Origin of the sequence: Amycolatopsis sp. NBC_01488 (genome assembly GCF_036227105.1) — a bacterium.
Lineage (GTDB): Bacteria > Actinomycetota > Actinomycetes > Mycobacteriales > Pseudonocardiaceae > Amycolatopsis.
Window position 1 is genome coordinate 8107443 of record NZ_CP109434.1, and the last position, 25152, is coordinate 8132594.

The following is a 25152-nucleotide window of genomic DNA, read 5'->3' on the forward strand; positions in this document are numbered from 1 at the left end:
GTTGTTTGCCTGCTGAGGCCGCTGCGCTAACCGTGCGGTTACCCAGTGCGGGAAGCCGGTACGCTCTCACGCTTGCTATACGTGAGAAGGAGGATTCTGGGGCGGTCTCTTGGACCGTAAGGAGTTCGTCCTCGTGCACGACCGATCAGGCGGCCGGGCCCTGCGCGCCGGCAAGGTCGTGGTGGCGCTGGGCTCCGTCGCGGTACTGGGGCTGGCCGGGCTGACCTGGTCGCAGCTCGAGACCGGCGTGACCACCGCGGACGTCATCGACCACGGGAAGGCCGCCACCAGCCCTGCCGACGAGCAGAACATCCTGCTGGTCGGGCTCGACACCCGGACCGACGCCGAGGGCAACCCGCTCCCGCAGGATCTGCTCGACCAGCTGCACGCGGGCGGCGCGAGTGACGGCGGGGACAACACGGACACGATGATCGTGGTCCACATCCCGGCGGGCGGCGGGGGAGCAACCGCGTTCTCGATCCCGCGCGACTCCTACGTCCAGCTGGCCGGCGGGTTCGGCAAGCACAAGATCAACTCCGCGTACACCTACGCGCAGGTCGCCGCGGCGAATTCGCTGCGCGCGCAAGGCGTGAGCGGCGCTCAGCTGAACGTCCGCGCCGCGCAGGCGGGGGCCAAGAACGCGATCGAGACAGTCCAGCAGCTGACCGGGCTGACGTTCACCCATTTCGCGTCGGTCAACCTGGTCGGCTTCTACGCCATCAGCCAGGCGATCGGAGGCGTCCCGGTATGTCTCAAGCAGGCGACGCGGGACCCCTTCTCCGGCGCGGACTTTCCCGCCGGTCCCCAGACCGTCTCCGGAAAGGAGGCGCTCAGCTTCGTCCGGCAGCGCCACGGGCTACCCGGCGGCGACCTGGATCGCGTCAAGCGTCAGCAGGTCTTCATGGCGAGCCTGGCCAGGACCGTGCTGTCGGGCGGGACACTGGCCGATCCCACCAAGCTGACCACCCTGATCGACGCGATCAAGAAGACGGTCACCCTGGACCAGGGCTGGGACGTGCTCGGGTTCGCCCAGCAGATGCGGAACATGAGCTCCGGCCGGATCGTGTTCAAGACGATCCCGGTGGGCAACGTCGCCCTGAAGACCATCGGCGACGGCGAGGCGGTCGAGGTCAACCCGCAGGAGGTCCAGTCGGCGATCAAGACGGCGATCAACGCCGCCGGTGAGGCTGCACCCGCAAGCGCGACAGCGTCGCCGCCGGCACAGGTGAATTCCGGCGCGGGCAGCCGGAAGGGCGATCCGGCCGTCACCGTCGACGTCCGCAACGCGAGCGGTGCCAACGGCCTGGCCGCGTCCGTGTCTCAGAGCATCGCCGGGCTGGGTTTCAAGGCGGGCAGCGTGGCCAACACCGTCACGCGGCGCACCTCGGTCGTCGACTACGCAACCGGCGAGCAGGCCGCCGCGCGGCAGGTCGCGGACTACCTCGGGAACGGTGTCGGGATCGCGGCCGATCCGAGCCTCGCCCGCGGCCACGTCCGCGTGGTGCTCGGCACGGACTACCACGCTGCCGCGGGCACCTCGGGCACCGCACCCGCCATCCAGACCGCGCCGCCGACCGGCGACGCGTCGATCACCGCCGACGGGCTGGCCTGCGTCAACTGAACGGCTGCCCGAACCGGCCGACGGCTCGCGCGAGTCAGGTACGCGGTGCGCAGAGTGAGCGCGCAGTGCTGCGGGTGCGGTCACGGCGAGGTTGGCCGAGGGCTATCGGGTGATCCGGACGATGACCTGCTCGTTGGCGTAGCAGTATCCCTCGTAGCTGACGGAAACGCCGGTGCGCTCGACGTATTCCTGCAGCGCCCGGCACTCGTGCTCTTGCCAGCCCGGGAAATTGAAGAACTCGTCGAACACGAGCACGGAGCCAGGTCGCAGGCGCGGGCCGACCAGGTCCAGTACCGTCTTCGCGGAGCTGTAGAGGTCCGCGTCGACGTGGATGAAGTCGACCGGTTCAGGATGGCGGGCGAGGAACTCGGGCAGGGTGTCGGCGAACCAGCCGACGACCAGTTCGGCTCCGGCGACGTCCGGCCGGCCGTCGACGCTGAACGTGCCCGCCGGGAAGTCGATGCGCCAGTCTTCGGGCAGGCCCTGGAAGGCGTCGAAGCCGTAGACGCCGCCGGAGGTCCGCGCGGCGGCGATGATCTTCAAGGTCGAGCCGGTGTAGACGCCGAATTCGAGCGCCATTCCGCCGGTGGGAGCGAGCGAGAGCGCGTGTTCGAGAGTCCGGTGTGGATCGTCGAACCGCGGTGCCGTGGGCATGTTGGCGCGGACGAATTCGGCCGATTCGAGAGTGGCCTGCCGGTCGGCGGCATAGACGATGTCGCGGCGCGTGCGGATTTCGAACTCGATGAGCCGGTCGTAGACCCGTCTTGTCTCCGCACGCAATTCGGCGAACTGCTGTTCCTGCTGCGCCAGCAGCGGCGCGACGGCGTCCGCCACCATGTTCATCAGCCGTACCCGGACCGGTCGCAGCAGCCGGTCCCGCCAGGATGCCTGCATTGCGGGAGGGTTCCTCTCGTCGCCGAGGTGGAGGTGGGCATCATAAGGTGCAGATCGACCTGTGTCGCGGCATTCGGCCGTCGAGACTCTTGTGCACGCTCAGCGTCCTCTCAGGATGGACAACCCGAGGATCGGCCATTGCCCGCGTCTGCGACCGCCGGCGCCAGTTCGAGGAGAGCCGATGACGTGCTTCGGTATCCCGTTCGATTGGCTTTCACGGACATCCAGGACCGGCGACAGTGTCTGAAGGGCCGAACACTACGTCGCCGGCCACTCCGATGACCTCCGCCCGTCCGCGGGCCACCTTGCCGTGGACATCACTTGACCGCGCTCAGGTGAACAATGCCGGTCCCACGGCGGTGTCTGCGCAGCACCCGCAGACGGAGCGGGCACACTGACCGGGGTGAGCGCTGAGCAGAACGAACCCAAGCCGTCCCCGCGCGGCACCGGGCGCCCGCCGCGGCCCGCGGCGGTGACGCTGGCCCTGGGGGCGCTCGGGGTGGTGTTCGGGGACATCGGCACCAGCCCGCTGTACGCGCTGCAAACCGTGTTCTCGATCGACAACGGCGCGGTGCGGCCGGTGCCCGGCGACGTCTACGGCGTGCTGTCGCTGGTTTTCTGGTCGATCCTGCTCGTCGTGTCGGTGAAGTACGTGCTCTTCGTGATGCGCGCCGACAACGACGGCGAGGGCGGCATCCTGGCGCTGGCCGCGCTCATCCGGCGGCGGGTCCCCGGCCGGGCGCGGCTGGTCGGGCTCGCGACGCTGTTGGGGGTGGTGGGCGCGTCGCTGTTCTTCGGCGACAGCGTCATCACGCCCGCCATCTCCGTGCTGTCCGCGGTCGAGGGCATCGACGTCGTCGCTCCCAGCATCCGCGACGCCATCCTGCCCATCGGCGCGGTCATCCTCATCGTGCTGTTCCTCGCGCAGCGGTTCGGCACCCACCGGGTGGGCCGGCTGTTCGGGCCCGTGATGCTGCTGTGGTTCCTGACGCTGGCGCTGCTCGGCCTGCCGCACGTCCTCCAGCGCCCGGGGATCCTGCGGAGCCTCTCCCCCACCTATGCCGTCGGCTTCGTGTTCGAGCACCCGTACGTCGCGTTCATCGCGATGGGCGCCGTGGTGCTGGCGATCACCGGCGCAGAGGCGCTGTACGCCGACATGGGGCACTTCGGCCGCTCACCGATCCGGCGAGCCTGGTTCGCCGTCGTGTTCCCCGCGCTGACGCTGAACTATCTCGGCCAGGGGGCCCTGATCCTGGGACAGCCTGACGCAGTGCGCAACCCGTTCTACCTGCTCGTCCCGAGCTGGGCGCAGATCCCGATGGTCGTGCTGGCGACCTTCGCCACCGTGATCGCGTCCCAGGCGGTCATCTCCGGCGCGTTCTCCGTGACCCGGCAGGCGATCCGGCTGGGCTTCCTGCCGCACCTGACCGTCCGGCACACCTCCGCGGAGGAGAGCGGTCAGATCTACGTCCCCGGGGTGAACTGGCTGCTGATGGGCGCCGTGCTCGTCCTCATGGTCACATTCGGCTCCTCGGCTTCGCTGGCCACCGCCTACGGGGTGGCCGTCACCGGCACGCTGCTGCTGACCACCGCGCTGTTCCTGATCCTCGCCGGCGCTGTGTGGCAGTGGCCGTGGTGGCGGCTGGTGCTGGTGGCCGTGGTCTTCGGCGGCGTCGAGCTGACCTTCTTCGCCGCCAACCTGACCAAGGTCGTGCACGGCGGCTGGCTGCCGCTGCTGCTGGGCGGGGTGGCCGTCACGACCATGCTGGTGTGGCAGCGCGGGCGTCGCCTCGTCACCGCCCGGCGCACCGAAACCGAAGGCAGGCTGTCGGACTTCGTCGACCAGCTGCGCGACGACCCGCCCACGCGGATGCCGGGCACCGCGGTGTTCCCGCACCCGACGAAGGAGACCGTGCCGCTGGCGTTGCGCGCCAACGCCGAATTCAACGGCGTCGTGCACGAACACGTCGTGATCGTCTCCGTGGTCTTCGAGAACGTGCCGCACGTGTCCCGCAACGAGCGCCTCGCCGTCGACTCCCTGTCCCACGCCCACGACGGCATCGTGCACCTGTCGGTCCGGTTCGGCTTCCACGACGACGCGAACATCCCCGCTGCGCTGCGCGACGCGTTCATGCTCACCACCGAACTCGAGACCGACCTGGACAACGCGTTCTACTTCCTGTCCAAGATCACCATCGAGCAGGGGCCGCCCGGCGGCATGCCCCGGTGGCAGAAGCGGCTGTTCATCGGCCTGGCGCACAACGCCGCCTCCCAGGCGGCCGCGTTCCGGCTGCCGGTCGACCGCACGGTCGTGATGGGGACCACGATCGAGCTGTAACCTTCCTTGGTGAACGCCTTCGCCGCGGGGCGCCAGTCGGATGAGGGCTGCCCGCACCAGCGAAGGGATCGTGCCCGTCAGGTGATGGCCCCGCCCACGGAATTCCGCAGCGGCTCTCCGGCAATGTCCGGTGGGCGGAATCCGAACCACATCCGCAAGATCCGGTCGCCTCACGACGTGCCGCGCCCGGCCCGGCTCCCGGCGTAGGCCCGTTCCCGCAACCCGGTCAGCCACCGGGGGCACAGCTCCCAGCCCACCGGATGGTTGACCATGGGATCGAACGCCGGTCGCGAGGCGTCGGCCGCGACCTCCCGCACCGTCAGCACTGCGCTGTCACACCAGCGCCCGTCCTCCCGGCCGGTCCGCAGCACGAACCGCAACGGTCCCGCGGTCAGCGCCGGCCCGAGGTCGGCGAGCGCCCCCGGCACCCGCGGCGACGACGGATCCGCCCACGCGCCCAGCCAGACCAGCCGGTCACCCCAGCGGTAGGGCGCCAGGCTGCTGAACCCGCCGCGGGTCCACGTCGTGGCCGGCCGGGGCAGCATCCGGCCCACGTGCCCGTGCCCGGCGGTGGTCAGCGTGATGTCCCACGGGGTGGAGCCGGGGCCGGGCACCCGGACCGCCAGTCCCAGCGCGTCCGGGAGCCGTCCCGGGGTACCGGCCCCCTTCGACAGGCGGGCGAGCACCGCAACGGGCTCCGACGGCCACGGCAGGTCGTCCGCGATCCCCTGGAGCTCGCCGTGGACCAGGAGCCCGTCGGGGTGGAACGCACGCGCCCGCCGCAGGGCCGCCAGTCCCCGGAAGCCCAGCGTCACCACCGTGCCGGCTCTGTCCCGCCCGAAACCCATCCGGTTCTCCTCCCGCTTTCCGCGGGTGACTACCCGCCGGGCGCGAGGTCAACCCTGCTCCAGACGGCTGTCGCGAAGCCGGACCGCCACGACGAACACCGCGCATAGCCGGGGTCCAGCCGGGTAGCCGACGGACCACCTGCCCGGCGAAAGGACCTGCGATGCCCCGTTCGAAACTCCCGGCGGCAACTCCCTGATGTTCGTCGGGACCGCGACCACGGTGCTCCGGCTGGGCCCGTTCACGCTGCTGACCGACCCGAACTTCCTGCACCGCGGCCAGTGGTCGTACTTCGGCCAGGGCCTGTTTTCCCGGCGGCGCACCGAACCCGCGCTGCAACCGGCCGAGCTGCCACCGCTGACCGCGATCGTGCTGTCCCACTTCCACGGCGACCACTTCGACCGGATCGCAGCCCGGGAACTGCCCAAGGACACCCCCGTCCTCACCACCGAGCACGCGGCGACCCGCCTGCTCCGGCGCGGCTTCCAGGCACCGGTGCCGCTGTCGACGTGGTCGCGCGAGACCTTCACCGACGGGGACGCGCGGCTGACCGTGACGGCCGTCCCCGCCCGGCACGCCCCCGGGCCGATGCGGCGGCTGCTCCCGCCGGTGATGGGCAGCGTCCTGGAGTACCACGCCACGCCCGAGGCCGACCCGCTGCGGATCTACCTCAGCGGGGACACGGTGCTGCACGACGAACTCCGCACCATCCGCGGCCGCTTCCCCGACCTCGACCTCGCGGTGGTGCACCTCGGCGGCACCCGGGCCTTCGGCGTGCTCGTCACCCTCGACCACCGCGGCGGCGTCGACCTGCTGAACCTGCTGGAACCACGCCGCGCCGTCCCCGTCCACTTCGACGACTACGGCCTGTTCCACTCCCCCGTGTCCAACTTCCTCGAGGAGGTCCGGGTCCGCCGCCCGCCCACCCGGGTGCAGCTGGTGCAGCGCGGCGAATTCCTGTCGTTGTGACTTCGCGCGGGTTTCGCGGCCGCGCCGGTGGCTATCCGCCGGTTCCGCAGCACCGGAGAGAGGCACGGCATGACCGAAGACGACCGCTTCCTCAGTCCGGACCCGCCCCGCTCGCCCGGCACCCCCGAACCACCGGACCTCGACGTCGACGCCGCGCAGTTCCTCGACGACGAGCCCCGCCGCCCCACCGCCACGCCGGAGGCCGAGCCCCCGGACTGACCGCACGGAACGCCCACCCGGAAGCGAAGGGGACGAACGCCCAGGTGGTCCGATCCCACGGTGGCCGCGTCGAGCCGGTGAATCGACGACGAAGGCGTGCACGGTTACCTGCCGGCACCGGCGGCCGCGGAGGTCTAGCTTCGGCAACCGTCGCCCGGCGCGGGTTTCACCGACGACGGCCGGGGGAAGCCGTGCGGGCCAGGTCGTTCCCCAGGAGGTTGTCATGGCCGCGACACCCGCGTCAGCACCGGTCCGGACGCTGATCCCGGCCCGCATCGACCGGCTGCCCTGGTCGCGGTTCCACACCCGGATGGTCGTCGCGCTCGGGGTGGCGTGGATCCTCGACGGTCTGGAGATCACGGTGGCCAGCGCGGTCGCCGACACCCTGACCAAGCCCGAGACGCTGCACCTGTCGTCGGCGGCGGCGGGGCTGCTGGCGACGATCTACCTGGCCGGCGAGGTGGTCGGCGCCCTGTTCTTCGGCAACCTGTCCGACAAACTGGGCCGGCGGAACCTCTTCATGCTCACCCTCGCGGTCTACCTCCTCGGCAGCGGCCTGACCGCGGCGACGCTGGGCAACGGCGCGGGCTGGGTCGCCTTCCTCTACGTCACCCGGTTCGTCGCCGGCATGGGCATCGGCGGCGAGTACGCCGCGATCAACTCCGCCATCGACGAGCTGATCCCGGCCCGCTACCGGGGCCGGGTCGACATCGCGGTCAACGGCACGTACTGGGCCGGCGCCGTGCTGGGCACGATCGGGACGTACATCCTGCTCAACCAGATCAGCGTGTCGCTGGGGTGGCGGCTGGGCTTCCTGATCGGCCCGGTGCTCGGGGTGGTGATCCTGCTCGTGCGGCGGCACCTGCCGGAAAGCCCGCGCTGGCAGATCATGCACGGCCGGGAACACGCCGCCGAGGCGTCGATCAAGCAGATCGAGCACGAGGTGGAGCAGGCCGGCCGCAGTCTGCCTCCGGTCGACCGGAGCAAGGCGATCGAGGTGACTCCGGCCGAGCAGATCGGGTACGTGGCGCTGGCTCGGGTGCTGTTCCGCGAGTACCCGTCCCGCGCGATCCTGGGCGCTTCGTTGATGATCAGCCAGTCGTTCCTGTACAACGCGATCTTCTTCACCTACACCCTCGTGCTCGGCAAGTTCTACGGGGTGCCGTCGGCGGCCACACCGATCTACCTGATCGCGTTCGCGGTCGGCAACCTGGTCGGCCCGTTCACCATCGGCCACCTCTTCGACACGCTCGGCCGCCGGACGATGCTCTCGGGTACGTACCTCGTTTCCGGCGTACTGCTCGCCATCACGGCGGTGCTGTTCTACGCCGGTTCCCTCAACGCGATCACGCAGACGATCGCGTGGTGCGTGATCTTCTTCTTCGCCTCCGCCGGCGCCAGCGCGGGCTACCTGACCGTCAGCGAGATCTTCCCGCTGGAGGTGCGGGCCAAGGCGATCGCGGTGTTCTTCGCGATCGCGCAGTGCTTCGGCGCGCTGGGCCCGGTCTTCTACGGCGCTCTGATCGGCACCGGGGACCACCCCGTCCGGCTGTTCCTCGGCTACCTGCTCGGCGCGGCCGTGATGATCGCGGGCGGGCTGATCGCCCGCTTCCTCGCCGTCGACGCCGAAGGCAAGTCCCTGGAAGAGATCGCCCAGCCGCTGGCGGCGACCGGCCGCCGCGGCCGCACCCGCGCGGAAGGCGCGTCTTCGCCGTTCTCCACCTGAGCCCGCTCAGCGCTCTTGCCGAGCACCGGCTCAGGTGGCCTGGGTGAACCACCAGGTTTCGCGCGTGGTGTCGTACCAGCCGAACACGGTGGCACCGTCCGTCATGGACAGAGCGGTGCCGATTCGGCCCGGTCCCCGTCCGTCGGTCCTGGTCGTCCACGCGCCGATCGCGTGCAGCACCACCATTCCGCCGAACCCGGCCGGCGGCGTGATGGTCTGGATGGCGACGGGACCGCCCGCGGGAGCCGGCACGGGAGCGGCGATGGTGTGGAACGGGTGGGTGACGCTGATCGCCGGTTGCGCCGTGAGTCGCGCCCCGGTGGTCTGCACCTGTCCCATCAGCCCGACGCTGTGCGCCTCGGTGGACACGCCGCGCCCGGCCTCCAGGCGGAACCGGCCGAACCAGGCGGAGGCGCCGCCGTGGGTCCAGCACGACGGATCGTCGTGCTCGGCGCTCGGGTCGTTGTTCACGTTCGACAGGCTCAGGCGGATCGACGACACCCCCGGCGGGACCTGGAACGCGGCGCGGTGGAAGCCGGTGGCGTAGGCGTGCTTTCCGAGTGCGCCGGAATAGTAGAGGTGCCGGCTCTGCGAGTCGTGCGCCGGGAAGATCAGCACGCGGTACAAGGCGGCGCCGTCCTCGGCGTCGCCCTGGTCTGCGCGGTGAACGTGTACCACTGCCCGGGGATCACCGCGACGTCCCGGTACAGGAAGAACAGATCGTTGCGGCCGTCTCCCAGCACCCAGCGCTGGGCGGCTTTCGCTCCGGCCGGCAGCGTCGCCGGATCCTTCGAACCGTCCTCGATGCCCAGCACGGTCCCGGCCGGGGCGGTCGTGCTGCGGAACCAGCCGTCGGCGACGTTCTCGTCCGCCGACGGCACTTCGAAGTCGCCGTTGAACAGGATGTTCTGCCCGTTGGAATGGCCGCTGACGATACTGGGGAAACGCTGGAGGTGCGCGCCGGAGTAGGTGTTCCTCGCGTCTCCTTCGTCGACCACGGTGTCTTCGCCATTGCTGAACAAGCCCGGTTCGATCGTATTGTCGATCGCGCCCGGGCGGCAGCGCACAGCGCCCAGCACCGGGGGCATGACCGGTTGTTCGTGCCAGAACTTCAGATTGCCGTTGGCTTCGAAGTAGCAGCCGTCGATCACGGTGTTGGCGTCGGCGCCCGGGCCGAATTCGATGCCGAGGCCGTTCTTCTCGAAGGCGCTGCTGATCCGGTTGCCGACCGCGGCCTCGACGTGGACTCCGGTGATGTTCTGCGCGACCCGGCCATCGAGCACGGTCCAATTGTTGCCGGAATTGGTCAGTGAGATCCCGCGGCCGCAGGTGGCGATCTCGCAGTCGAGCACGGAGACGTAGTAACCACCGGCGCCCGACGGCGGCAAGGTGCGGCGCACCAGCGCGCCCACCGGAACCGAGGTCGCGGTGACGTTCCCGTCCCAGGCGACGTCCAGGGCCGGGTAGTCGGCGTCGTCGTGCGGCGCCACGCTGGTGACCTCGCCGGTCAGGTCGGTCTTCTCGCCGTTGTCACCGGGGTATTCGACGGTGACGTGCTCGCCACCGGTGTAGAGGGTGTCCGTCGCGGTGACCAGCAGCCGGGTGGCGGTGGTGGGCTTCTTCCGGACCCACGTGCGCAGCGCGGTGTCGCGGCCCCGGATGCCGATCTCGTGCCCGCGCATGCTGACTCGTTCGATCTGCGAGAAACTGACGCCGGTGAAATCGATGCCGATACTACCGGGCACTCCGTACGCCTGAGCTGTATTGTTGATCAGGAGGTCACGGAATCGGACGTCCCGGGTGTACATCGGATAGTCGGCCGACTGGAACACGATGATCGGTTCCGCGGTGATGATCTGCGTGACGCTCTTGCCGTCGCCGAATACCGTTTGGCCGGAGTAGAACCGCAGCGGCTGGTCGACGTGGTAGGCGCCGGCGGGCAGGTACACGTCCGCGCGCGAGTCCAAAGCCGCCTGCATCGTCGCGGTGGTGGCCGCGACGCTGCTCACCGCGCCGAAGCTCAGGACGTTGACGACGTTGTCCAGCAGCGGGCTCCACCGCTTGCCGTCGTCGAGCCACAGGCGCGCGTTGCTGTCGGTGACCTGCGCGAGCCGGCCGCGCGTGCCGGCGGCCGGGAGCTGGGCGGTCGAATAGCTTTCCACGACCGTCGGGGCGGGCTGGGATCCAGAAGAACGGGTCATGTCTTACTCGGTTCGTCGAGAGTGGATGAGACTTTCAGGAGGGACGGTCCGCTCGACTTGATACCGATTCTTTGGGTGGAGTTCGACGAATTTCGGTTGCGTGCGGACCGGCCGATTCGGACGGTTCACCGAAGGCGGGACAGCCCGCCGATCCTGGCCCGGTGCGTGGTCAAGCCGTGGTCTGCCGGGCCCGGTGATCGGCGACGTGGACCCGGATCGCGCACCGCGTCGAGCAGAGGCCCGGCGTCTTCGGCGGAGTGGTGCAGGAGCGGCGGTTTGCCGTCGTGGGTGGTGATGGCCGGGCGGCAGGCCGTCGCGGCAGCGGGTGGCCAGCCGGCGGGGCCGGGTGGGGGCTCCTCACCCGGCCCCGCCGGCATCCCCGTCGCCATCTCGGGTCAGCTGTGTGCCAGCGCTCGGTCGGCGAGCGCCCCGATGAGGGGGGCGAGTGTTCGGGCGTAGGTGGTTGTCAGGTGGTTGTCGTCGCGGTAAACGAGCGTGTCGCCGACGATGACCGGGCAGCGTTGCGTGGTGCAGAAGAGCTGGGTGAGGTCGGCGTAGTCGCCTCCGCGGGCCGTGGTGGCCGCGGCTTCGGCGGCGATGCCGGCGGTGTTCACCGCGACCGGTTCGGGCGGTGCGCAGGCGGCGGCGTCGTCGAGGTGCGCGGACAGGCACGTCGGCACGGTGGACTGGGGGTCCGGGACCGGTCCGAGGACGAGGACGGCGGCACCGGTGGACCGTAGCTCGGCCACTGTCCGGGCGAGACTGTCGAGCCAGGGCCGGCTGTAGACGGTGAAACCGAAGTCGGCGCCGTAACGCCGGGACGTGCCGAGGACCACCAGCCGGGGGTGCTCGGCCCGCAGCCGGGTGAGGATCTGACCGCGCCACTGCTCGCATTCGACGTACTCCCGGCCGAGGTAGGGACTGGTGAGCGGCAGGTCCAGCAACGGGCAGGTGACTTTGCTCAGGGTTTCCAGCCGCCAGTGCCGTTGCCCGGCCAGCGTTTCCAGCGCCGGGCTCCACATCGCGGCGTGCGAGTCACCGACCAGGGCGACGGTGGTGGCCGACCGGGGATCGCCGGACCGGCACGGGGGCTGTCCGAGGTCGCGCCACGAGCGCACACAACCGTTGAGGAACACGGTCGCCTTGTCGTTCTTCGCCTCGCCGAGCGAGGGCGTCAAGTTCACCGGAACCCCGGACACCGCGGCCGACGCGGCGACCGACGCCTGCACCTGCGCGATCAGCTGCTTCAGGACCAGATCCCGTGCGTCGGCGGTCCGGGCTGCAGGTGCGGTCGGCGTCCGGACGGTCGGCGCGGGGGCCGCGATGCCGTGTCCGGTCGGCACGGGCGTCCGGACGGACAGCACCAGTCCCGCGCTCACGGCGACCGCGGTGACCGAGCCGCCGAGGAGGAGGCTGCGCACCGGTGAGCGCCGCAGAGGCGTGGCGAACCGGCCGGGATTCTCGATGAGGACCATGGTGACCACGGCGAGCGCGCCGGACACCGCGGCCGTTCCCAGCCGCTCGGCCAGGGTCAGCGGATGCCCGAGCAGCGACGGCGCGAGCAGCAGGACCGGCCAGTGCCACAGGTACCACGAGTAGGACAGGCGCCCCAGCGCCCGCATCGGCGCCGGCGAAAGGACACGGCCGGCTCCCCGCCGCGGCTCGGCGCAGCCCGCGACGATCACCATCGCGGCGCCGAGCACCGGAAGCAACGCGGCGATCCCCGGATACGGCGTCGTCCCGTCGAGCCGGACGCAGGCCACGGCGATCGCGGCCAATCCCGCGCAGCCGGCCACGCCCGCCACCGGCGCCGGCAACCGCGCCCAGCGGCCGGCCGTGAGCGCGACGACGCCGCCGGTGGCCAGCTCCCACGCGCGGGAGGGCAGGGAGAAGAACGCCCACGGCGGCAGTACCCGGGTCCAGATCACCGAAAGGGCGAACGATGCCGCCGCGATCGACAGGAGGACGAGCAGGTACGGCGTGGCCGGGGACCGCCGGCCCCCGCGCCGGGCCAGGACGGCCGCGCCGATCATCAAGGTTGGCCACAGCAGGTAGAACTGCTCCTCGACCCCGAGCGACCAGTAGTGCTGGAACGGCGAGGGCGGCGTGTCGGCGGCCAGGTAGGACGTCCCCTGCAGGGCGAACCGGTAGTTGCCGGCGTACAGGGCGCTGGCGATGCCGTCGCCGAGGACGTCGCGGGCCTGCAGGGGCGGCAGGAGCGCGACCGCGCCGATCGACGTGGTCACCACGACCGTGCCGGCCGCCGGCAGCAAGCGCCGCGCCCGGGCCCCGTAGAACCGCGCGAGCCGCACGGATCCGGTGCTGCGCAGCTCCCGCCACAGCAGCCGGGTGATGAGGAACCCGGAAATCACGAAGAACACGTCGACACCGGCGAATCCGCCGGACACCCCGGGCACGCCCGCGTGGAAGAGCACGACCGCCGCAATCGCGACCGCCCGCAGCCCCTCGACGTCCGGCCGGAAGGTGGCTCGTGGACTCGCTTCGTCCCCCGCAACGGGTTGAGGGTGCATCGTGGCTCCGCTCGGACGCGCGAACGAGGAACCGGGCGCCGGTTCCTGGTGGAGCAGGAACCGGCCGAGATCGTGCGGTGCTAGCCGCCGGTGGCCGAGCGACGCGAGCCGAACAGGGAGTTCGACGCGTTCAGGTTCGCGTCCTCGTCGACGCCCACACCCAGCCGGTCGACCAGCTCACCGCCGAGCCACCCGCTCACTGCGGCGACCGCCACTCCCGCGAAGCTCAGGACCAGCGCCCACGCACCCGGGTCCCAGCCACCGGCGCCGGCCCGCAGCAGCCAGCTCCCCGCGAACAGCACGACCACCACCAGATTGCCCAGCCCGTGCAGCGAGCCGACCCGCTTGGCCCGGGTCCCGGCCGGCACGGCCAGCCAGTCGATCAGCCCGAACACCGCGGCCACCACCCCGCCGACGACCCCGGCCGCGATCGCGTACGCGGACGCGACCGCGAACCCGGACCGTCCGGTGATCAACCCCAGCACGTCGAAGACCACGGCCGTGGCCAGCAGGCCGAGCGGGAACACGATGAGAATCGGATGAATCGGGTGACCGAACACCTTCGCCCGGCTTTCCATGGCCGGCCCCTTCCTGCCGAACACCCGGCCTGCCCGGCCGGCGCCACCGCGTACCCGCGCCTGCGGTGCACAAACCCGGCGCCAGCTACGTGCGGTGGCTTCGGTCGGTCAGCGGGAAATCGCTCTGGCCGACGGTTCCGGTGGGCGACTCGGGCTCCCGGCGGTTCGAGACGTCCGCCCGGCCCGGCTGCGGGTCCGGCCCGGGGACCCGCCCGGCCAGGTCGGCCTCGCTCTCCGCCATCGAAGCCCGGCTTCCTTCTTCGGCCGCCCACTCCGGCGTACCGTCACGCTGCTCGTCGCGCTCGTTGTCACTCATGAGGCCCGGCTACCCGGACCACCAGCCGGCAACCACCGCGGACCCACCGTTTCGCGGACCCCGCCGCGGATACTTCGACAGCCGGAACGGTGTCCACGCACGCGAGGAGCACACGATGCCCACATCGTTGTCCGGCCAGGTGGTCGTGCTCATGGGAGGGCCCAGCCGCGCGCGCCGCGCGACCTCCGGGATCCCGTCCTCGGTCAGCCAGGTGCTGTGGGTGTGCCGCCCTTCGTGGAAGGTGAACGTCGACAGAATCGGCGGCCGCTGCTCCCCCACCCCGGAGCCGGTGGCAGCGCCACGAACCGAAACCCTGCAGGAGTTTCGTCCGGCCCTTCTTGGGCCGGGAGTTCCCGCGCCGGGTCGGCGGCCGCTGACGGCCATCGGAGTGATGGTCGTCAATCTCAGGCCTCCTTTGTGGACCTTCCCGCCGACCTCCTCCAGCGGCGCGCGGATCTCGATGCCGCGGCGCTCGGCGTCGTACTCGTGTCGCTGCTGCCCGACGAGTTCACCCCATCGGGCGCCGGTGCTCCACCCCCAATCCTTGGCTCGGCTGACCGGAAGCTCCGACGTAAAACGATCGGTTTCCATTCCGTCGAAATCGGGTTAATCTCGCAGGGTGACCACCGAGGTGAAGCCGACTTCCCGCGAGCGGCTACTGGAAGCAGCGGCCACGCTCACCTACCGGGAGGGTGTCGGCGTCGGCGTCGACGCGCTGTGCAAGGCGGCAGGCGTGTCGAAGAAGTCCCTGTACCAGCTGTTCGAGAGCAAGGACGAACTACTGGCGGCCAGCCTGAAGGAAGGCGCGGCCGCCTTCGTGGCGAGCCTGCTCCCTGCCGCGGACGACGACCGTACCCCCCGCGAGCGGATCCTCCACGTCTTCGAGCAGGTGGAACTGCAGGCGGGTAGGCCCGGCTTCCGCGGCTGCCGCTACCTGGCCGTGCAGATCGAGCTCAAGGACCAGCGCCACCCCGCGAGCCGGGTGGCCCGCCGGATCAAGCGGAACCTGATGACCTTCTTCCGCGGCGAAGCCGAACAGGGCGGGGTGAGCGACCCGGATCTGCTGGCCCGGCAGCTCATCCTGGTCTTCGACGGCGCCAGCGCCCGGGCGGGGATCGGCGTGGAGAACCTGAAGGGGCTCATCACCCCTACCGTGGCGACGCTGCTCGACGCGGCGGGCCTGCGCTGACACCGACGACCGCTCAGGAGGACGCCGGCGGGCGCCAGCCGCCGGTGACCTCCTTGACCGGCTTGTGCGGGAATCGGCGCTCGGCGTATTCCTGCGCTCGGGAGCCCGGCATGACGTACAGGGTCTCCGTCTTGTCCTGCAGCGGTCGCAGCACGGTGTTCATGAAGGCCTTGCGGTCCTCCAGGTACGGACCCAGGACGTCCTCGCCCGCAGGGCAGACGGCCAGGCAGTAGCCCGACTTGTAGCCGGGCGGAGAGCTCAGGCTCTGCCACATCGAGGCGCTTTCGGAATCGGTGACGCGGGAGCGGTAGTCGGCGGCGTCCTCGCTGTCGGCCACGGTCTGCGCCCAGTCGGTGAACCCGCTCATGAACTCGCGGTAGTTGTGCGTGGTGCACGCAAGCCCGTCGAACTCGCCGTCCTTGCCGATGGCGCCGACCGGGCAGGCGGAGACGCACAGCTTGCAGTCGATGCAGGGGTTGTAGTCCAGTGCCTGCCCGTACTCGCTCACCTCGGCGTCGACCAGGACGGTGACCAGCAGCACGAAGTTGCCGAACTTCGGGTGGATGACGTTGCGGTGCAGGCCCATCACCCCGAGCCCGGCGGCCACCGCGACGGTCTTGTGCGCCACCACCCAGATCCGGTCCGTGCCGAAGCGGTCCATTTCCTGCGGGAAGCCGACCGACGGGTTGAGTGCGCGGTAGCCGGCGTCCTGCAGGGCCCGGGTGACGTCGCGGGCGGTGTGGTTGGCCTGTTCGTCGGTCTGGTGGAACTCCTGGTTGGCCACGCTGCGGGCCGGGGAGCGGCAGTTGTCGCGGTTCATCCGGAACGCCATCGCGACCAGGGTGCGGGTGCCGGGCAACGCGGACAGCACGTACTCGCGCTCGCCGGCCAGGTCGGGGTGGTCCAGGCTGACCGCGGCGACGTCGTCCGCACCGGCGGCCAGGCACAGCGCACGTAGCCAGGCCGCGTCGATCACCGCCGGCGGATCCATGGCGTCTCCGGCCCGGCGCCGGGCGAGCACCGCCTGCACCGACGGGTGCGCGGCCAGCTTCGCCGGAAGCTTCGGATCCACCGGCTCCCCCTCGGCCCGCACGGTAGTCATCCGATCTCCTCCCGAGTCCGGTTCGATCGGCAGCTCGTAAACCGATCAGTTTCCGATCTTGCACGGTTACGATAGCAGCTCGGCTTGTCCATGGACACCGTTCGGTTTACGCTGTGGGAACCGATCGGTTTCCTCCGCACTCAGGAGCAGGCGAGATGCCCGGCCAGCCGTCACGTCCCACGATTCACGTTCCCGGCACCACCAGCCACACCATCGCCCCACGGAACGGGCACCGCGAGGGGACGCTGCGCTACCTCAAAGCGGGCACCGGCGCTCCCCTGGTCCTGCTGCACACCGTGCGAACACAGGCCGAGCACTTCCGCCACCTGGTTCCCCTGGTCTCGGACCGGTACACCGTGTACGCCCTCGACCTCCCGGGGATGGGCTACTCCGAGATCGTGCCCGGCGCGTCGTACGAAGAGCCGGCGATGCGCGCGGGCGTCGAACGGCTTCTGACGGAACTCGACCTCGACGACGTGACGGTGCTCGGCGAGTCCATGGGGGCGGTGCTCGCCCTGACCACCGCCGCCGACCTGCCGGACCGGGTCCGGCGCGTCATCGCGGTGAACACCTACGACTTCCGCGGCGGAATCGCCCGGTCCGGCCTGCTCGCCCGGCTGGTGGTCACCGGCGTGCTCGCTCCCGGGATCGGCCCGGTGGTCGCCGGGGTCGAGCCCAAGGCCGCACTTCGCCGGATCCTGCAGGGCGGGCTCGGTGACAAGACCGCATTGCGAGCGGACTATGTGGACGAACTCCTGCAGGTGGGCAGCCGCCCCGGCTACCCGGCCGTGGCCCGCGGCGTCTACCGGAACCTGCCCAGCCTCATCGCGGCCCGGTCACGCTACCCCGAAATCAAAGCTCCCATCCACCTCGTCTACGGCGAAAAGGACTGGTCACGACGATCGGACCGGGCCGCCACCAAGGACCTGCTGCCCGACGCCGAATACACACTGGTGCCGGGAGCCGGCCATTTCATCGCCCTGGAACGGCCCGACGTACTCGCCGGACTGGTGAACGCGGTGGCGTCGTGACCGGCCAGGTTCGCGTTGTCGCGCACGAGGTCCGCCGTCGCGAAGTCGCGGTCGACCTGCCGTTCGAGGAAGGTCGCGGACCTGTTCACCGCACTCGGCATCGGGGTTCCCGCCGGGCTGACACTGGAACACCGCGAGGGCAGAGGTGCTCGTCTGGTTGCTTCCGGTCAGCGTGTCGAGTCGGCGCTGGGACGGTCCCGGTCTCGCCGGCGGGCCGGTGAAGTGGGCTGGCGGAACGCGCCGTCCTGACCCGTGCAGTCAGCCGGCCAGGGAGGCGCCGACGTGGGTCACCCTCATCAGAACCGGCGGCGCCAGGTCTGGCGCCGCGGCGTGCCTGACACGTCGTCCCGCCGCCGGTTCGGCGCTTCGGTCATGATCGAAGCCACCGGTTCGACGTCTTCGATGTGCTCGCCGCGCCGCGGTGCCGGTTTCGCCCGCTCGGGCATCGGCTCCGGTTCTGGGTGGGCCAGCACCTCCTCGACACCGCGGAGGAACCGCTCGGCCTGCTCAGCACGTTCGGGCTCCGGTGTTCGTTCCCACGCCCGCAGCATGGTTCCGGTGGTGGGCACGAACCGTTCCGCGTAGGCGGCACCGGTGACGGCGTTGAGCGCAGTCAGCCGGCCACGGAGGACGTCCCGCGCGCATTCCGCCAGCGCCGGGTCCTGGTGCTTGGTCAGTTCGACGAGCATGCGCGGTCATCGGGCGAGCTACGACGCTTGGGTGCGGTGTGGCGCGACGGGCTGGGGATTCGACGACCTGCTGCCCTTCTTCAAGCGGAGCGAACACGTCGAGGGCCGCGATCCGGCCCTGCGCGGCCGGAGCGGTCCCCTGGCTCCCGGTCCGGCGGTGTCGGGTCACCCGATCGCGCGGGCCGGCCTCGAGGCGGCCGCGCAGACCGGATACCCGATGGCCGCCGACATCGGTGGCGGCCTGGAGGACGGCTTCGGCTGGTGCGACCTGAACATCGTCGACGGCCGGCGGCAGAGCGCCGCGGACGCCTACCTCACCCCGGTGCTCGGCCGGCCCAACCTCGACGTCGTCACCGACGCGCTGGTGCACCGGGTCACGATCACCGGGGGCCGCTGCACCGGGGTCGAGTACAGCGTGGCCAACGAGATGGTCGCCGTGGAGAGCGGTACGGAGGTGGTGCTGACCGCGGGGACCGTGGGGACCGTGGGGACTCCGCAGCTGCTGATGCTGTCCGGTGTCGGACCGCAAGCCGACCTGCGTGCGGCCGGGGTCCGGGTGGTCGCCGACCTGCCCGGCGTCGGCGCGAGCCTGCACGATCACCCCATGTCGGGAATCGTCTACCGCGCCGCCCGGCCGGTTCCGCACGGAACGAACAACCATGGTGAGGTGCAGGGCCTGGTCGACACCGGCATCGGCGGACACGGGCCGGACGTCCAGCTCATGTTCGTCGACGTGCCGCTGCGAGCGGACGCGCTGCCCGGCCCCGAGCTGGACCAGGGCTACGCGACCATGGTGTCGCTGCTGGCGGGGTTCAGCCGTGGCTCGGTGCGACTGGCCGAGGCCACGCCCGGGGCGGCACCGGTGATCGATCCCCGCTACTACAACGATGTTCGCGATCTGGAGATGATGGCTTCCGGCCTGCGCATGGCTCGCGAGATCGGCGGCGCGCCCGCGCTGGCGCCATGGCGTGGCACGGAAGCGCTGCCGGGTGCCGAGGTGCGCGACGACGATGACCTGCGTGCGTATCTGCGGAAGAACCTCAGGAGCTACTCGCACTACGCGGGTACGTGCCGGATCGGCGCCGACGAAACGGCGGTGGTGGACACCGACCTGCGCGTGCACGGCATCAGTGGACTGAGCGTGGCCGACGCGTCGGTCATGCCCGCACCCGTGTCCGCCAACACCAACGCCACGGTCTACGCCATCGCCGAACGAGCAGCGGATCTCATCCGCGGCCGGCGCGGTCAGGGACCGGTTCACGGTTGACACGGCGCTTGCGGAGGTCGCCCCGCGAACGCCGTGAGGAGGTGGCCGGCCGGCCACCTCCTCCCCCGGACGTGACTACGAGTGCGTCACCGTGACGCCGGTGGGCAGCGTCAGCTTCCAGTTGGCCAGGTCGAGCACGCTCGACGGCGCGCACGCGGCCGGCGCGGCGGCAGCTGTCGTTGCGGGCAGCGTGCACATCCCGGCGGCCAGCACGGGCGCGCCGATCCACAGTAGACGCTTGAACATTCCGAATCTCCTTTGAATCGGACTCTTTCTTCGGCGGGAAGGGAGAACTGCCGGGCAGCGTGACGTCAGGGGGTCAGGGAGATGTCGTCGAGCTGCTCGGCGGCGGGCCGTACCGGGTACAAGTCACCTCCTGGCGGCACGGGCACGTGCGGGAGTGCGGCACGGGCGGCGCGGTCACCCGCGTCGGCGGCCGCGTGCAGGCTGTCGAGTGCGGCGTACTGGGTGAAGACCAGTTCCTGGTAGGGCCAGTGCGAAACGCCGCCGGTCGCGGCCGGGATCAGGAAGTCGACGGCCTTGAACAGGCTGCCCCCGGCGGGCGTCCGATAGGCCCAGAGGTCGACTCCGACGTGCTTGCCGATCGCCGCCAGCCGGGTCATCGCGACCAGGTTGAAGGTGAAGTAGTGGTAGCTGCGGGTGCGGATGGCTTCCTGCGGCTGGCTGCCGTTCCCGTCGATCTGCTTGTCGATCCGGGAGCTGCGCGCGCCCTGGACGATCTGCCGGGCGAGTGCCTTCTGCCCGGTGTAGAGCGCGATCCCCGCGGTCAGCATGTCGTAGAACGTGCCGTGGTTGTTCGGCTGCGCGGCCTCGTCCCTGCCGTTCTGGCTCGTCCGCAGCCAGGTCAGGAAGTTGCCCGACCAGGACTTCAAGCCGGCGCTGTCGGCGCGGCTCCAGCCTGGCGCCCCGGCACTGAGGATCGCGACGGCGTCGAGGACCTGGGTGAACGTGTAAGAGAACTCGATGATCCCGATGCCCCGGCCATCGGTCTTGCACGGAATGCCCTGCGCGAAGTTCAGGTTCGGGTTCATCCGGGTCGCCGGATCGAGGAACCAGGTGCGCAGGGTCGAGCGCCGCACGCTGGGCGTACGCCGCGTTGCCGGTGTAGTACCACGCCAGCGACAGCTGGTAGATGGCGCTGAACGCGGTCAACCGCTCCGGCTTGTCCGGGATGGCGTCGGTGGCCGGGTTGCGCACGCCGTCCTTCTCGACGTAGGGGCAGCCGAGGAGGTTGTCCGCGGTCTGCGGCTGCGTGGGCCACCAGTACGGCGCCAGGCTGAGGTAGTCGTGCTTGTCCCCGCTGGGTGGCGTCTTCGGCTTGTCCACCACCGTCCACGGACCCTTCGTCAGGGCCACGTTCGCCTGCGTCAGCAGGTTGTTCAGCGCGCTGCGGGTGCCGCGGTCGCCCGCGACACCCGCCGACGCCACCGAAGCACGCGGAAAGCTGGCGGGCGCGCTGAGCACGCTGATCGCGCAGCGCCGGGCGGAGCCCACCGACGATCTGCTGACCGCGCTCGTCGCGGCCCGCGACGAGGGCGACCGCCTGACGGACCACGAACTGCTCATGCTCGGCGTCCCGCTGCTGGCCGGCGGCCACGAAACCACGGCGAACCTGACCGGCAGCTTCCTGGTGGAACTGCTGTCCGACCGCGCACGGTGGACGGCGCTCGTCGCCCGTCCCGAGCTGATCCCCTCGGCGGTCGAGGAACTGCTGCGGTTCGTGCCGCTGGCGACCGTCGCGGACCTCGCGCGGATCGCCAAGGAGGACCTCGAGCTCGGCGGCCAGGCCATCCGGGCCGGCGACGCGGTGCTGGTCCAGCTGGACTCGGCCAACCGCGACGACTCGGTGTTCGCCTCGGCCGACGACCTCGACTTCGGCCGCAAGGTCAACCACCACGTCGCGTTCGGCTTCGGCGCGCACCACTGCGTCGGCGCGCCACTGGCGAGGCTGGAACTGCGCGTCCTGCTCTCGACGCTGGTCCGTCGCCTGCCGGACCTGCGCCTCGCGATCTCCGCCGAGGACATCGAATGGCGCCGCGGCGGCTTGCTGCGCGGGGTCACCAGCCTGCCCGTCACCTGGTGAAGTCCTTGCGGTGGTTCGGCATGCGGTGACCGACGCCGGTCGAGCCCGGGACGCGAAGCGGGTGAGCCTGGCCGGGCTCACCCGCGATGTCGCGCCGCAGCGAGGTGTCACGCGACGTAGAGGTACGCGCGAATCTCGGTACCGTTGGCCTCCCAGTCGAAGTGCGTGACGGTGTTCTTGGGGCAGGCCTTGGCTTCCTTTCTCCCGGACCCGTCCGTGAAGCTGCCGAACGCCTTGACGAAGGCGCACTTCCCGTCGGCCTCGGTGTCCTTGACCCAGCCGTCGATGAAAACGTGGCTGCCCACGCACTCCACGGTCCACGCCGCTTCGCCTCCCGAGGTCGTCGGGTGGAAGTTCGCCGGGCAGGCGGCGTCGACGCCGAGAGATCCGGCGGAGGCCGGTGACGCCACCAGGCCGGTGGTCAGCAGGGCCCCGGCGGCCGCGGCGACGATCGACATCTTCTTCATGTCTTTCTCCTCCTCGATGGTCGGACCTGATGGTCGGACGTCGAGGAACGTAGGCCCGGCACCGGCCACGCGACACCGGTGTTGCGCGTACGCGGAAACATGCGGGTCAGCGCGGGCCGGGCTGGTTCTCGCGTAGCCGGCGCCCCAGGGACGTGACGGTGTGCAGGACCGCCGGTCCGGCACGATGGCTGGCTATCAGGCCCGCGTCACGCAGGACTTTCGTGTGGCGGCTGGCCGAAGCGGCCGAAATCCGCAGGCGCCGGGCCAGCCGGGTGGTGGTGGCGCCGGCGTCGATTTCGCGGAGCACCGCGGCGCGGGTGCGGCCCAGCAGCTCGTCCAGCGCGCCCGGTTCGCCCGCGCCGAGGTGCGACCAGCGCAGGTCCTGGTCCAGCGAGTAGACCAGCACCGGCGGCAGGCCCGGGTCCGCCAGGGACACCGGCGTTCCCTGGCAGAAGAAGGACGGGATCAGGCGCAGGCCGCGGCCCGCCAGGTGGAGTTCCTGGTCGACGCAGTAGTCGACGTCCAGCAGCGGAGCCTGCCACCGCATCGCCGGGTGCATGGTGGCGAAGAGGCCGTCGATCCCTCCGTTCAGCAGGGCGTGCGCGCGGCGGGCCCGGTCGGCGTCGACGCCGGAGCCGATCAGGTCGCGATGGGGCGCGACCGCCGCTTCGTGGTAGCTGCGCAACGCCTCGCCCAACCGGCTCAAGGCCACCGGGTCACCGTCGGCCAGGGGCCGGGCCCAGCCGGGGACCGGGGAGTGCCGGGCCAGCCGGCACAGCTCGTCGCGCAGCCGACGGCGGGGCGTGGACATGATCGCGTCGAGGCCGGCCTCCACCTCGCACCGGCCGGCCAGCGGGGTGAGGAAGTCCGGGAAGTACGAGCCGAGCGGGGCGAGCGCGGCCAGCACACGGGCTCCCGGCCGCATCCGGGCGGCGAGCGCCGGGCTGGTCCGGATCCGGCGCACCCACGGCCGGAACGCCGGCCCGACGTGCGGTTCGTGCAGCCGGAACCGGCTGAGCACCGTCTCCCACAACGGATCCGCGGCGTCGGCGAGGCTGATCCTGGCCAGGTCGTCGGACGTGAAATGGATACGCAGCATCCCCATCAACCCCCACAGCGGTCGACCGGGTGGTCGTCGGGAGCGGAACCTGCCGCCGGCCGCACACCCTCGGTCGCCTTCCCCTGCGGCACATCGTACGGCGGCCGGTCCGGCGGCCAAGGCGTTTTCGCCGACCCCGCCGCGCACGCGAAGAACCGCTCGTTCGACGCCCGATCCGCCTACGGAAGCACGGCAGCGGACGGATCAACCCGACGCGAGCGCGTCCCAGGCGGCCATCGCGCAGGTGATGACCGCCTCCAGCTCGGGGCGGGTCGCGCCGTCCCTGGCTTGAGTGGAAAGGCCCTGCACGACGGTGGTGTAGTAGCGGGCGATGGCGTCCAGGTCAGTCGGCACGGCGGTGAAGTCACCGTCGGCGACGCCGCGGGCGAGCCGGTCCCTGATGGCGGCGAACTGGCCGCGCCGGAGGTCGGCCAGGAACTCGCGGACCTCGTGGTTCTCCACGGCGCCGGTGGGGGCGGCGAGGACGAGCATGCAGTAGTGCGGCGCGTCGGGGCGGGTGATCTCGTCGGCGGTGGCGCGCAGCATGGCCTCGATCGCCGCGCGGGTGGCCGGCTCTTCGCGCAGCGCACGCCGCGGCGGCTCGCCCGAGGTCTTGCCATAGAGCACCATGACCTTGCGGAACAGCTCCTGCTTGCTGCCGAAGCAGGCGTAGATGCTGGCCGAGGCGATCCCCATGGCTTCGGCCAGGTCGTTGAGCGAGGTGCCTTCATAGCCACGCTCCCAGAACAAGTCCAGCGCCTTGCGCAACGCGATGTCCGGGTCGAACGTGCGCGGCCTGCCACGAGCAGCCATGGGTCTCCGTACTTGTTTGTCGTTCGATCAAGTTTACCTTGACCGAAGCGCAGCCGCCGTGACAGGGTTTGTTGGTCGTTCGATAAACAAACTGGGAGCCGACCACCATGCCCCTTCCCGCCACCATGAACGCCCTGCAGCAGCGGTCCTGGGAGGGCCCGCGAGACCTGCGTTTGATCACCGACGCACCGGTCCCCTACCCCGGCCCCGGCGAAGTCCTGGTCCGGGTCGCCGCTGCCGGCGTCAACTTCGTCGACCTCTCGCAGGCCCGCGGCACGTTCGCCGGCGGCCCGCAGCCGCCGTACCTGGCGGGCACCGAAGGTGCGGGCGAGGTCGTCGCCGTCGGCGACGGGGTGACCGACCTGGCGCCGGGCGCACACGTCGTCGGCATCACCATCACCGGCGGCGCCTTCGCGGAGTACCTGGTGCTCCCCGCGGCGGCCGCGCTGCCGGTGCCGACGGGCTGGACCGACGAGCAGGCCCTGGGCCTGGTCGTGAACTGGCCGACCGCGCTGGCGGCGCTCAAGCCGCTGGGCGGCGTCACCGCGGGGCAGACCGTGCTGATCCACGCCGCGGCCGGCGGGACCGGCCAGGCCGCGGTGAAGCTGGCCAAGCACTACGGCGCGACGGTCATCGCCACCGCCTCACCGGTCAAGCACGAGGTGGTCCGGGCACTGGGCGCCGACCACGTCCTCGACTCGCACGGCACCGATCTCGCCACGGAAGTCCGGCAGCTGACCGACGGCGCGGGCGCCGACCTGGTACTGGAGTCGGCGGGCGGCGACACGCTCGAGTCCAGCTTGGCCGCGGCCAAGCGCGTCACCGGCCGGGTCGTCGTCTACGGCCTGGCCGGCGGCGAAGCCTCGATCACCAACTGGGACCTCGTCTACCGGCACCAGGTCCACGTCATCGGATTGAACATCGGCGTCCTGATCCAGGCCGCACCGCAGATCTTCGGCGAAGTCATGGGAGAGATGTTCGCGCTCCTCGCGGCCGGGGTGCTCACCCCCGGCCGGCCCACCACCTGCGCACTGGCCCAAGGGCCGAAAGCCTTGGCGGAACTGGAAGCGCGGGCCACCGTCGGCAAGCTGGCCCTGCTGCCCTGAACGACTTCGCGAAACCTCGACGACGCAGACCCATGACAGGAGCCGA

General features: G+C 70.9%; 24 protein-coding genes and 1 pseudogene. 10 read left to right on the forward strand and 15 right to left on the reverse strand.

What is annotated here, in order from left to right:
* Window positions 1-133: 133 nt before the first annotated feature.
* Window positions 134-1621: an LCP family protein gene (locus tag OG738_RS38050; RefSeq protein ID WP_329048309.1), complete on the forward strand. Its 1488-nt coding sequence runs from the start codon at window positions 134-136 to the stop codon at window positions 1619-1621.
* A gap of 102 nt (window positions 1622-1723) precedes the next feature.
* Here the strand turns inward: OG738_RS38050 and OG738_RS38055 are convergent, their stop codons facing one another.
* Window positions 1724-2515: a class I SAM-dependent methyltransferase gene (locus OG738_RS38055; RefSeq protein ID WP_329048311.1), complete on the reverse strand. Its 792-nt coding sequence runs from the start codon at window positions 2513-2515 to the stop codon at window positions 1724-1726.
* A gap of 403 nt (window positions 2516-2918) precedes the next feature.
* On the opposite strand from OG738_RS38055, the gene OG738_RS38060 reads away from it, so the two are divergent.
* Window positions 2919-4853 (forward strand): potassium transporter Kup, encoded by a 1935-nt coding sequence (locus OG738_RS38060; RefSeq protein WP_329048313.1) that lies wholly within the window; start codon window positions 2919-2921, stop codon window positions 4851-4853.
* A 170-nt stretch (window positions 4854-5023) separates the two neighbouring features.
* Here OG738_RS38060 and OG738_RS38065 read toward each other — a convergent pair whose 3' ends face one another.
* Window positions 5024-5701 carry a hypothetical protein gene (locus OG738_RS38065; protein WP_329048314.1) on the reverse strand — a complete coding sequence of 226 codons (678 nt, stop codon included), beginning with the start codon at window positions 5699-5701 and terminating at the stop codon, window positions 5024-5026.
* A gap of 196 nt (window positions 5702-5897) precedes the next feature.
* Here OG738_RS38065 and OG738_RS38070 point away from each other — a divergent pair, with 196 nt between their 5' ends.
* The 3 genes from OG738_RS38070 to OG738_RS38080 all read left to right on the forward strand — a co-directional run bounded on the left by OG738_RS38070 (window position 5898) and on the right by OG738_RS38080 (window position 8613).
* The gene (locus tag OG738_RS38070; protein WP_329048316.1) at window positions 5898-6668 is read left to right on the forward strand and encodes an MBL fold metallo-hydrolase; all 771 of its coding nucleotides are present in this window, start codon (window positions 5898-5900) and stop codon (window positions 6666-6668) included.
* A gap of 69 nt (window positions 6669-6737) precedes the next feature.
* The gene (locus OG738_RS38075; RefSeq protein WP_329048318.1) at window positions 6738-6887 is read left to right on the forward strand and encodes a hypothetical protein; all 150 of its coding nucleotides are present in this window, start codon (window positions 6738-6740) and stop codon (window positions 6885-6887) included.
* A gap of 223 nt (window positions 6888-7110) precedes the next feature.
* On the forward strand, window positions 7111-8613 hold the full coding sequence (locus OG738_RS38080; protein ID WP_329048320.1) for an MFS transporter: 1503 nt from the start codon (window positions 7111-7113) through the stop codon (window positions 8611-8613).
* A 30-nt stretch (window positions 8614-8643) separates the two neighbouring features.
* On the opposite strand, the gene OG738_RS38085 is transcribed toward OG738_RS38080, so the two are convergent.
* The 5 genes from OG738_RS38085 to OG738_RS38105 form a co-directional block, all read right to left on the reverse strand.
* Window positions 8644-9240 carry a hypothetical protein gene (locus tag OG738_RS38085; RefSeq protein ID WP_329048321.1) on the reverse strand — a complete coding sequence of 199 codons (597 nt, stop codon included), beginning with the start codon at window positions 9238-9240 and terminating at the stop codon, window positions 8644-8646.
* Window positions 9225-10814 carry a glycosyl hydrolase family 28-related protein gene (locus OG738_RS38090; protein WP_329048323.1) on the reverse strand — a complete coding sequence of 530 codons (1590 nt, stop codon included), beginning with the start codon at window positions 10812-10814 and terminating at the stop codon, window positions 9225-9227. The genes OG738_RS38085 and OG738_RS38090 overlap by 16 nt, the downstream gene beginning before the upstream one ends.
* Window positions 10815-11209: 395 nt before the next feature.
* The gene (locus OG738_RS38095; protein ID WP_329048324.1) at window positions 11210-13345 is read right to left on the reverse strand and encodes an acyltransferase family protein; all 2136 of its coding nucleotides are present in this window, start codon (window positions 13343-13345) and stop codon (window positions 11210-11212) included.
* Between the two features lie 80 nt (window positions 13346-13425).
* Window positions 13426-13923, reverse strand: coding sequence for a DUF2231 domain-containing protein (locus tag OG738_RS38100; protein WP_329048326.1), 498 nt, complete (start codon window positions 13921-13923; stop codon window positions 13426-13428).
* 85 nt (window positions 13924-14008) lie between these two features.
* Window positions 14009-14239 (reverse strand): hypothetical protein, encoded by a 231-nt coding sequence (locus OG738_RS38105; RefSeq protein WP_329048328.1) that lies wholly within the window; start codon window positions 14237-14239, stop codon window positions 14009-14011.
* A gap of 619 nt (window positions 14240-14858) precedes the next feature.
* Between OG738_RS38105 and OG738_RS38110 the strand changes: the two genes are divergently transcribed.
* Window positions 14859-15428, forward strand: a complete 570-nt coding sequence (locus tag OG738_RS38110; protein ID WP_329048331.1) for a TetR/AcrR family transcriptional regulator — start codon at window positions 14859-14861, stop codon at window positions 15426-15428.
* 13 nt (window positions 15429-15441) lie between these two features.
* Here the strand turns inward: OG738_RS38110 and OG738_RS38115 are convergent, their stop codons facing one another.
* Entirely contained in the window at window positions 15442-16530 is a 1089-nt protein-coding gene (locus tag OG738_RS38115; protein ID WP_329048333.1) for a 4Fe-4S binding protein, read from the reverse strand.
* A gap of 155 nt (window positions 16531-16685) precedes the next feature.
* Here OG738_RS38115 and OG738_RS38120 point away from each other — a divergent pair, with 155 nt between their 5' ends.
* The gene (locus OG738_RS38120; protein ID WP_329048334.1) at window positions 16686-17561 is read left to right on the forward strand and encodes an alpha/beta fold hydrolase; all 876 of its coding nucleotides are present in this window, start codon (window positions 16686-16688) and stop codon (window positions 17559-17561) included.
* A 296-nt stretch (window positions 17562-17857) separates the two neighbouring features.
* Here OG738_RS38120 and OG738_RS38125 read toward each other — a convergent pair whose 3' ends face one another.
* Window positions 17858-18250: a hypothetical protein gene (locus OG738_RS38125; RefSeq protein ID WP_329048336.1), complete on the reverse strand. Its 393-nt coding sequence runs from the start codon at window positions 18248-18250 to the stop codon at window positions 17858-17860.
* On the opposite strand from OG738_RS38125, the gene OG738_RS38130 reads away from it, so the two are divergent.
* Entirely contained in the window at window positions 18249-19517 is a 1269-nt protein-coding gene (locus OG738_RS38130; protein WP_329048337.1) for a GMC family oxidoreductase, read from the forward strand. The genes OG738_RS38125 and OG738_RS38130 overlap by 2 nt on opposite strands.
* 75 nt (window positions 19518-19592) lie before the next feature.
* Here OG738_RS38130 and OG738_RS38135 read toward each other — a convergent pair whose 3' ends face one another.
* From OG738_RS38135 to OG738_RS38145, 3 genes and pseudogenes are all read right to left on the reverse strand, one after another.
* Window positions 19593-19763: a hypothetical protein gene (locus OG738_RS38135; protein ID WP_329048339.1), complete on the reverse strand. Its 171-nt coding sequence runs from the start codon at window positions 19761-19763 to the stop codon at window positions 19593-19595.
* A 65-nt stretch (window positions 19764-19828) separates the two neighbouring features.
* Window positions 19829-20617: an alginate lyase family protein gene (locus OG738_RS38140; protein ID WP_329048341.1), complete on the reverse strand. Its 789-nt coding sequence runs from the start codon at window positions 20615-20617 to the stop codon at window positions 19829-19831.
* A 52-nt stretch (window positions 20618-20669) separates the two neighbouring features.
* Window positions 20670-20894 (reverse strand): annotated as a pseudogene (locus tag OG738_RS38145) (alginate lyase family protein); the annotation flags it as partial.
* Here OG738_RS38145 and OG738_RS38150 point away from each other — a divergent pair.
* Window positions 20830-21621: a cytochrome P450 gene (locus OG738_RS38150; RefSeq protein ID WP_329048342.1), complete on the forward strand. Its 792-nt coding sequence runs from the start codon at window positions 20830-20832 to the stop codon at window positions 21619-21621. The pseudogene OG738_RS38145 and the gene OG738_RS38150 sit on opposite strands and share 65 nt — an antisense overlap.
* A 107-nt stretch (window positions 21622-21728) precedes the next feature.
* Here the strand turns inward: OG738_RS38150 and OG738_RS38155 are convergent, their stop codons facing one another.
* The 3 genes from OG738_RS38155 to OG738_RS38165 form a co-directional block, all read right to left on the reverse strand.
* A complete protein-coding gene (locus tag OG738_RS38155; protein ID WP_329048344.1) occupies window positions 21729-22088 on the reverse strand; it encodes a hypothetical protein in 360 nt (119 codons plus the stop codon).
* Window positions 22089-22194: 106 nt separating this feature from the next.
* Window positions 22195-23187: a winged helix-turn-helix domain-containing protein gene (locus OG738_RS38160; RefSeq protein WP_329048346.1), complete on the reverse strand. Its 993-nt coding sequence runs from the start codon at window positions 23185-23187 to the stop codon at window positions 22195-22197.
* Between the two features lie 204 nt (window positions 23188-23391).
* The gene (locus OG738_RS38165) at window positions 23392-24000 is read right to left on the reverse strand and encodes a TetR/AcrR family transcriptional regulator (RefSeq protein WP_329048348.1); all 609 of its coding nucleotides are present in this window, start codon (window positions 23998-24000) and stop codon (window positions 23392-23394) included.
* A 107-nt stretch (window positions 24001-24107) separates the two neighbouring features.
* Here OG738_RS38165 and OG738_RS38170 point away from each other — a divergent pair, with 107 nt between their 5' ends.
* A complete protein-coding gene (locus OG738_RS38170) occupies window positions 24108-25106 on the forward strand; it encodes an NADPH:quinone oxidoreductase family protein (RefSeq protein ID WP_329048350.1) in 999 nt (332 codons plus the stop codon).
* Window positions 25107-25152: the final 46 nt, after the last annotated feature.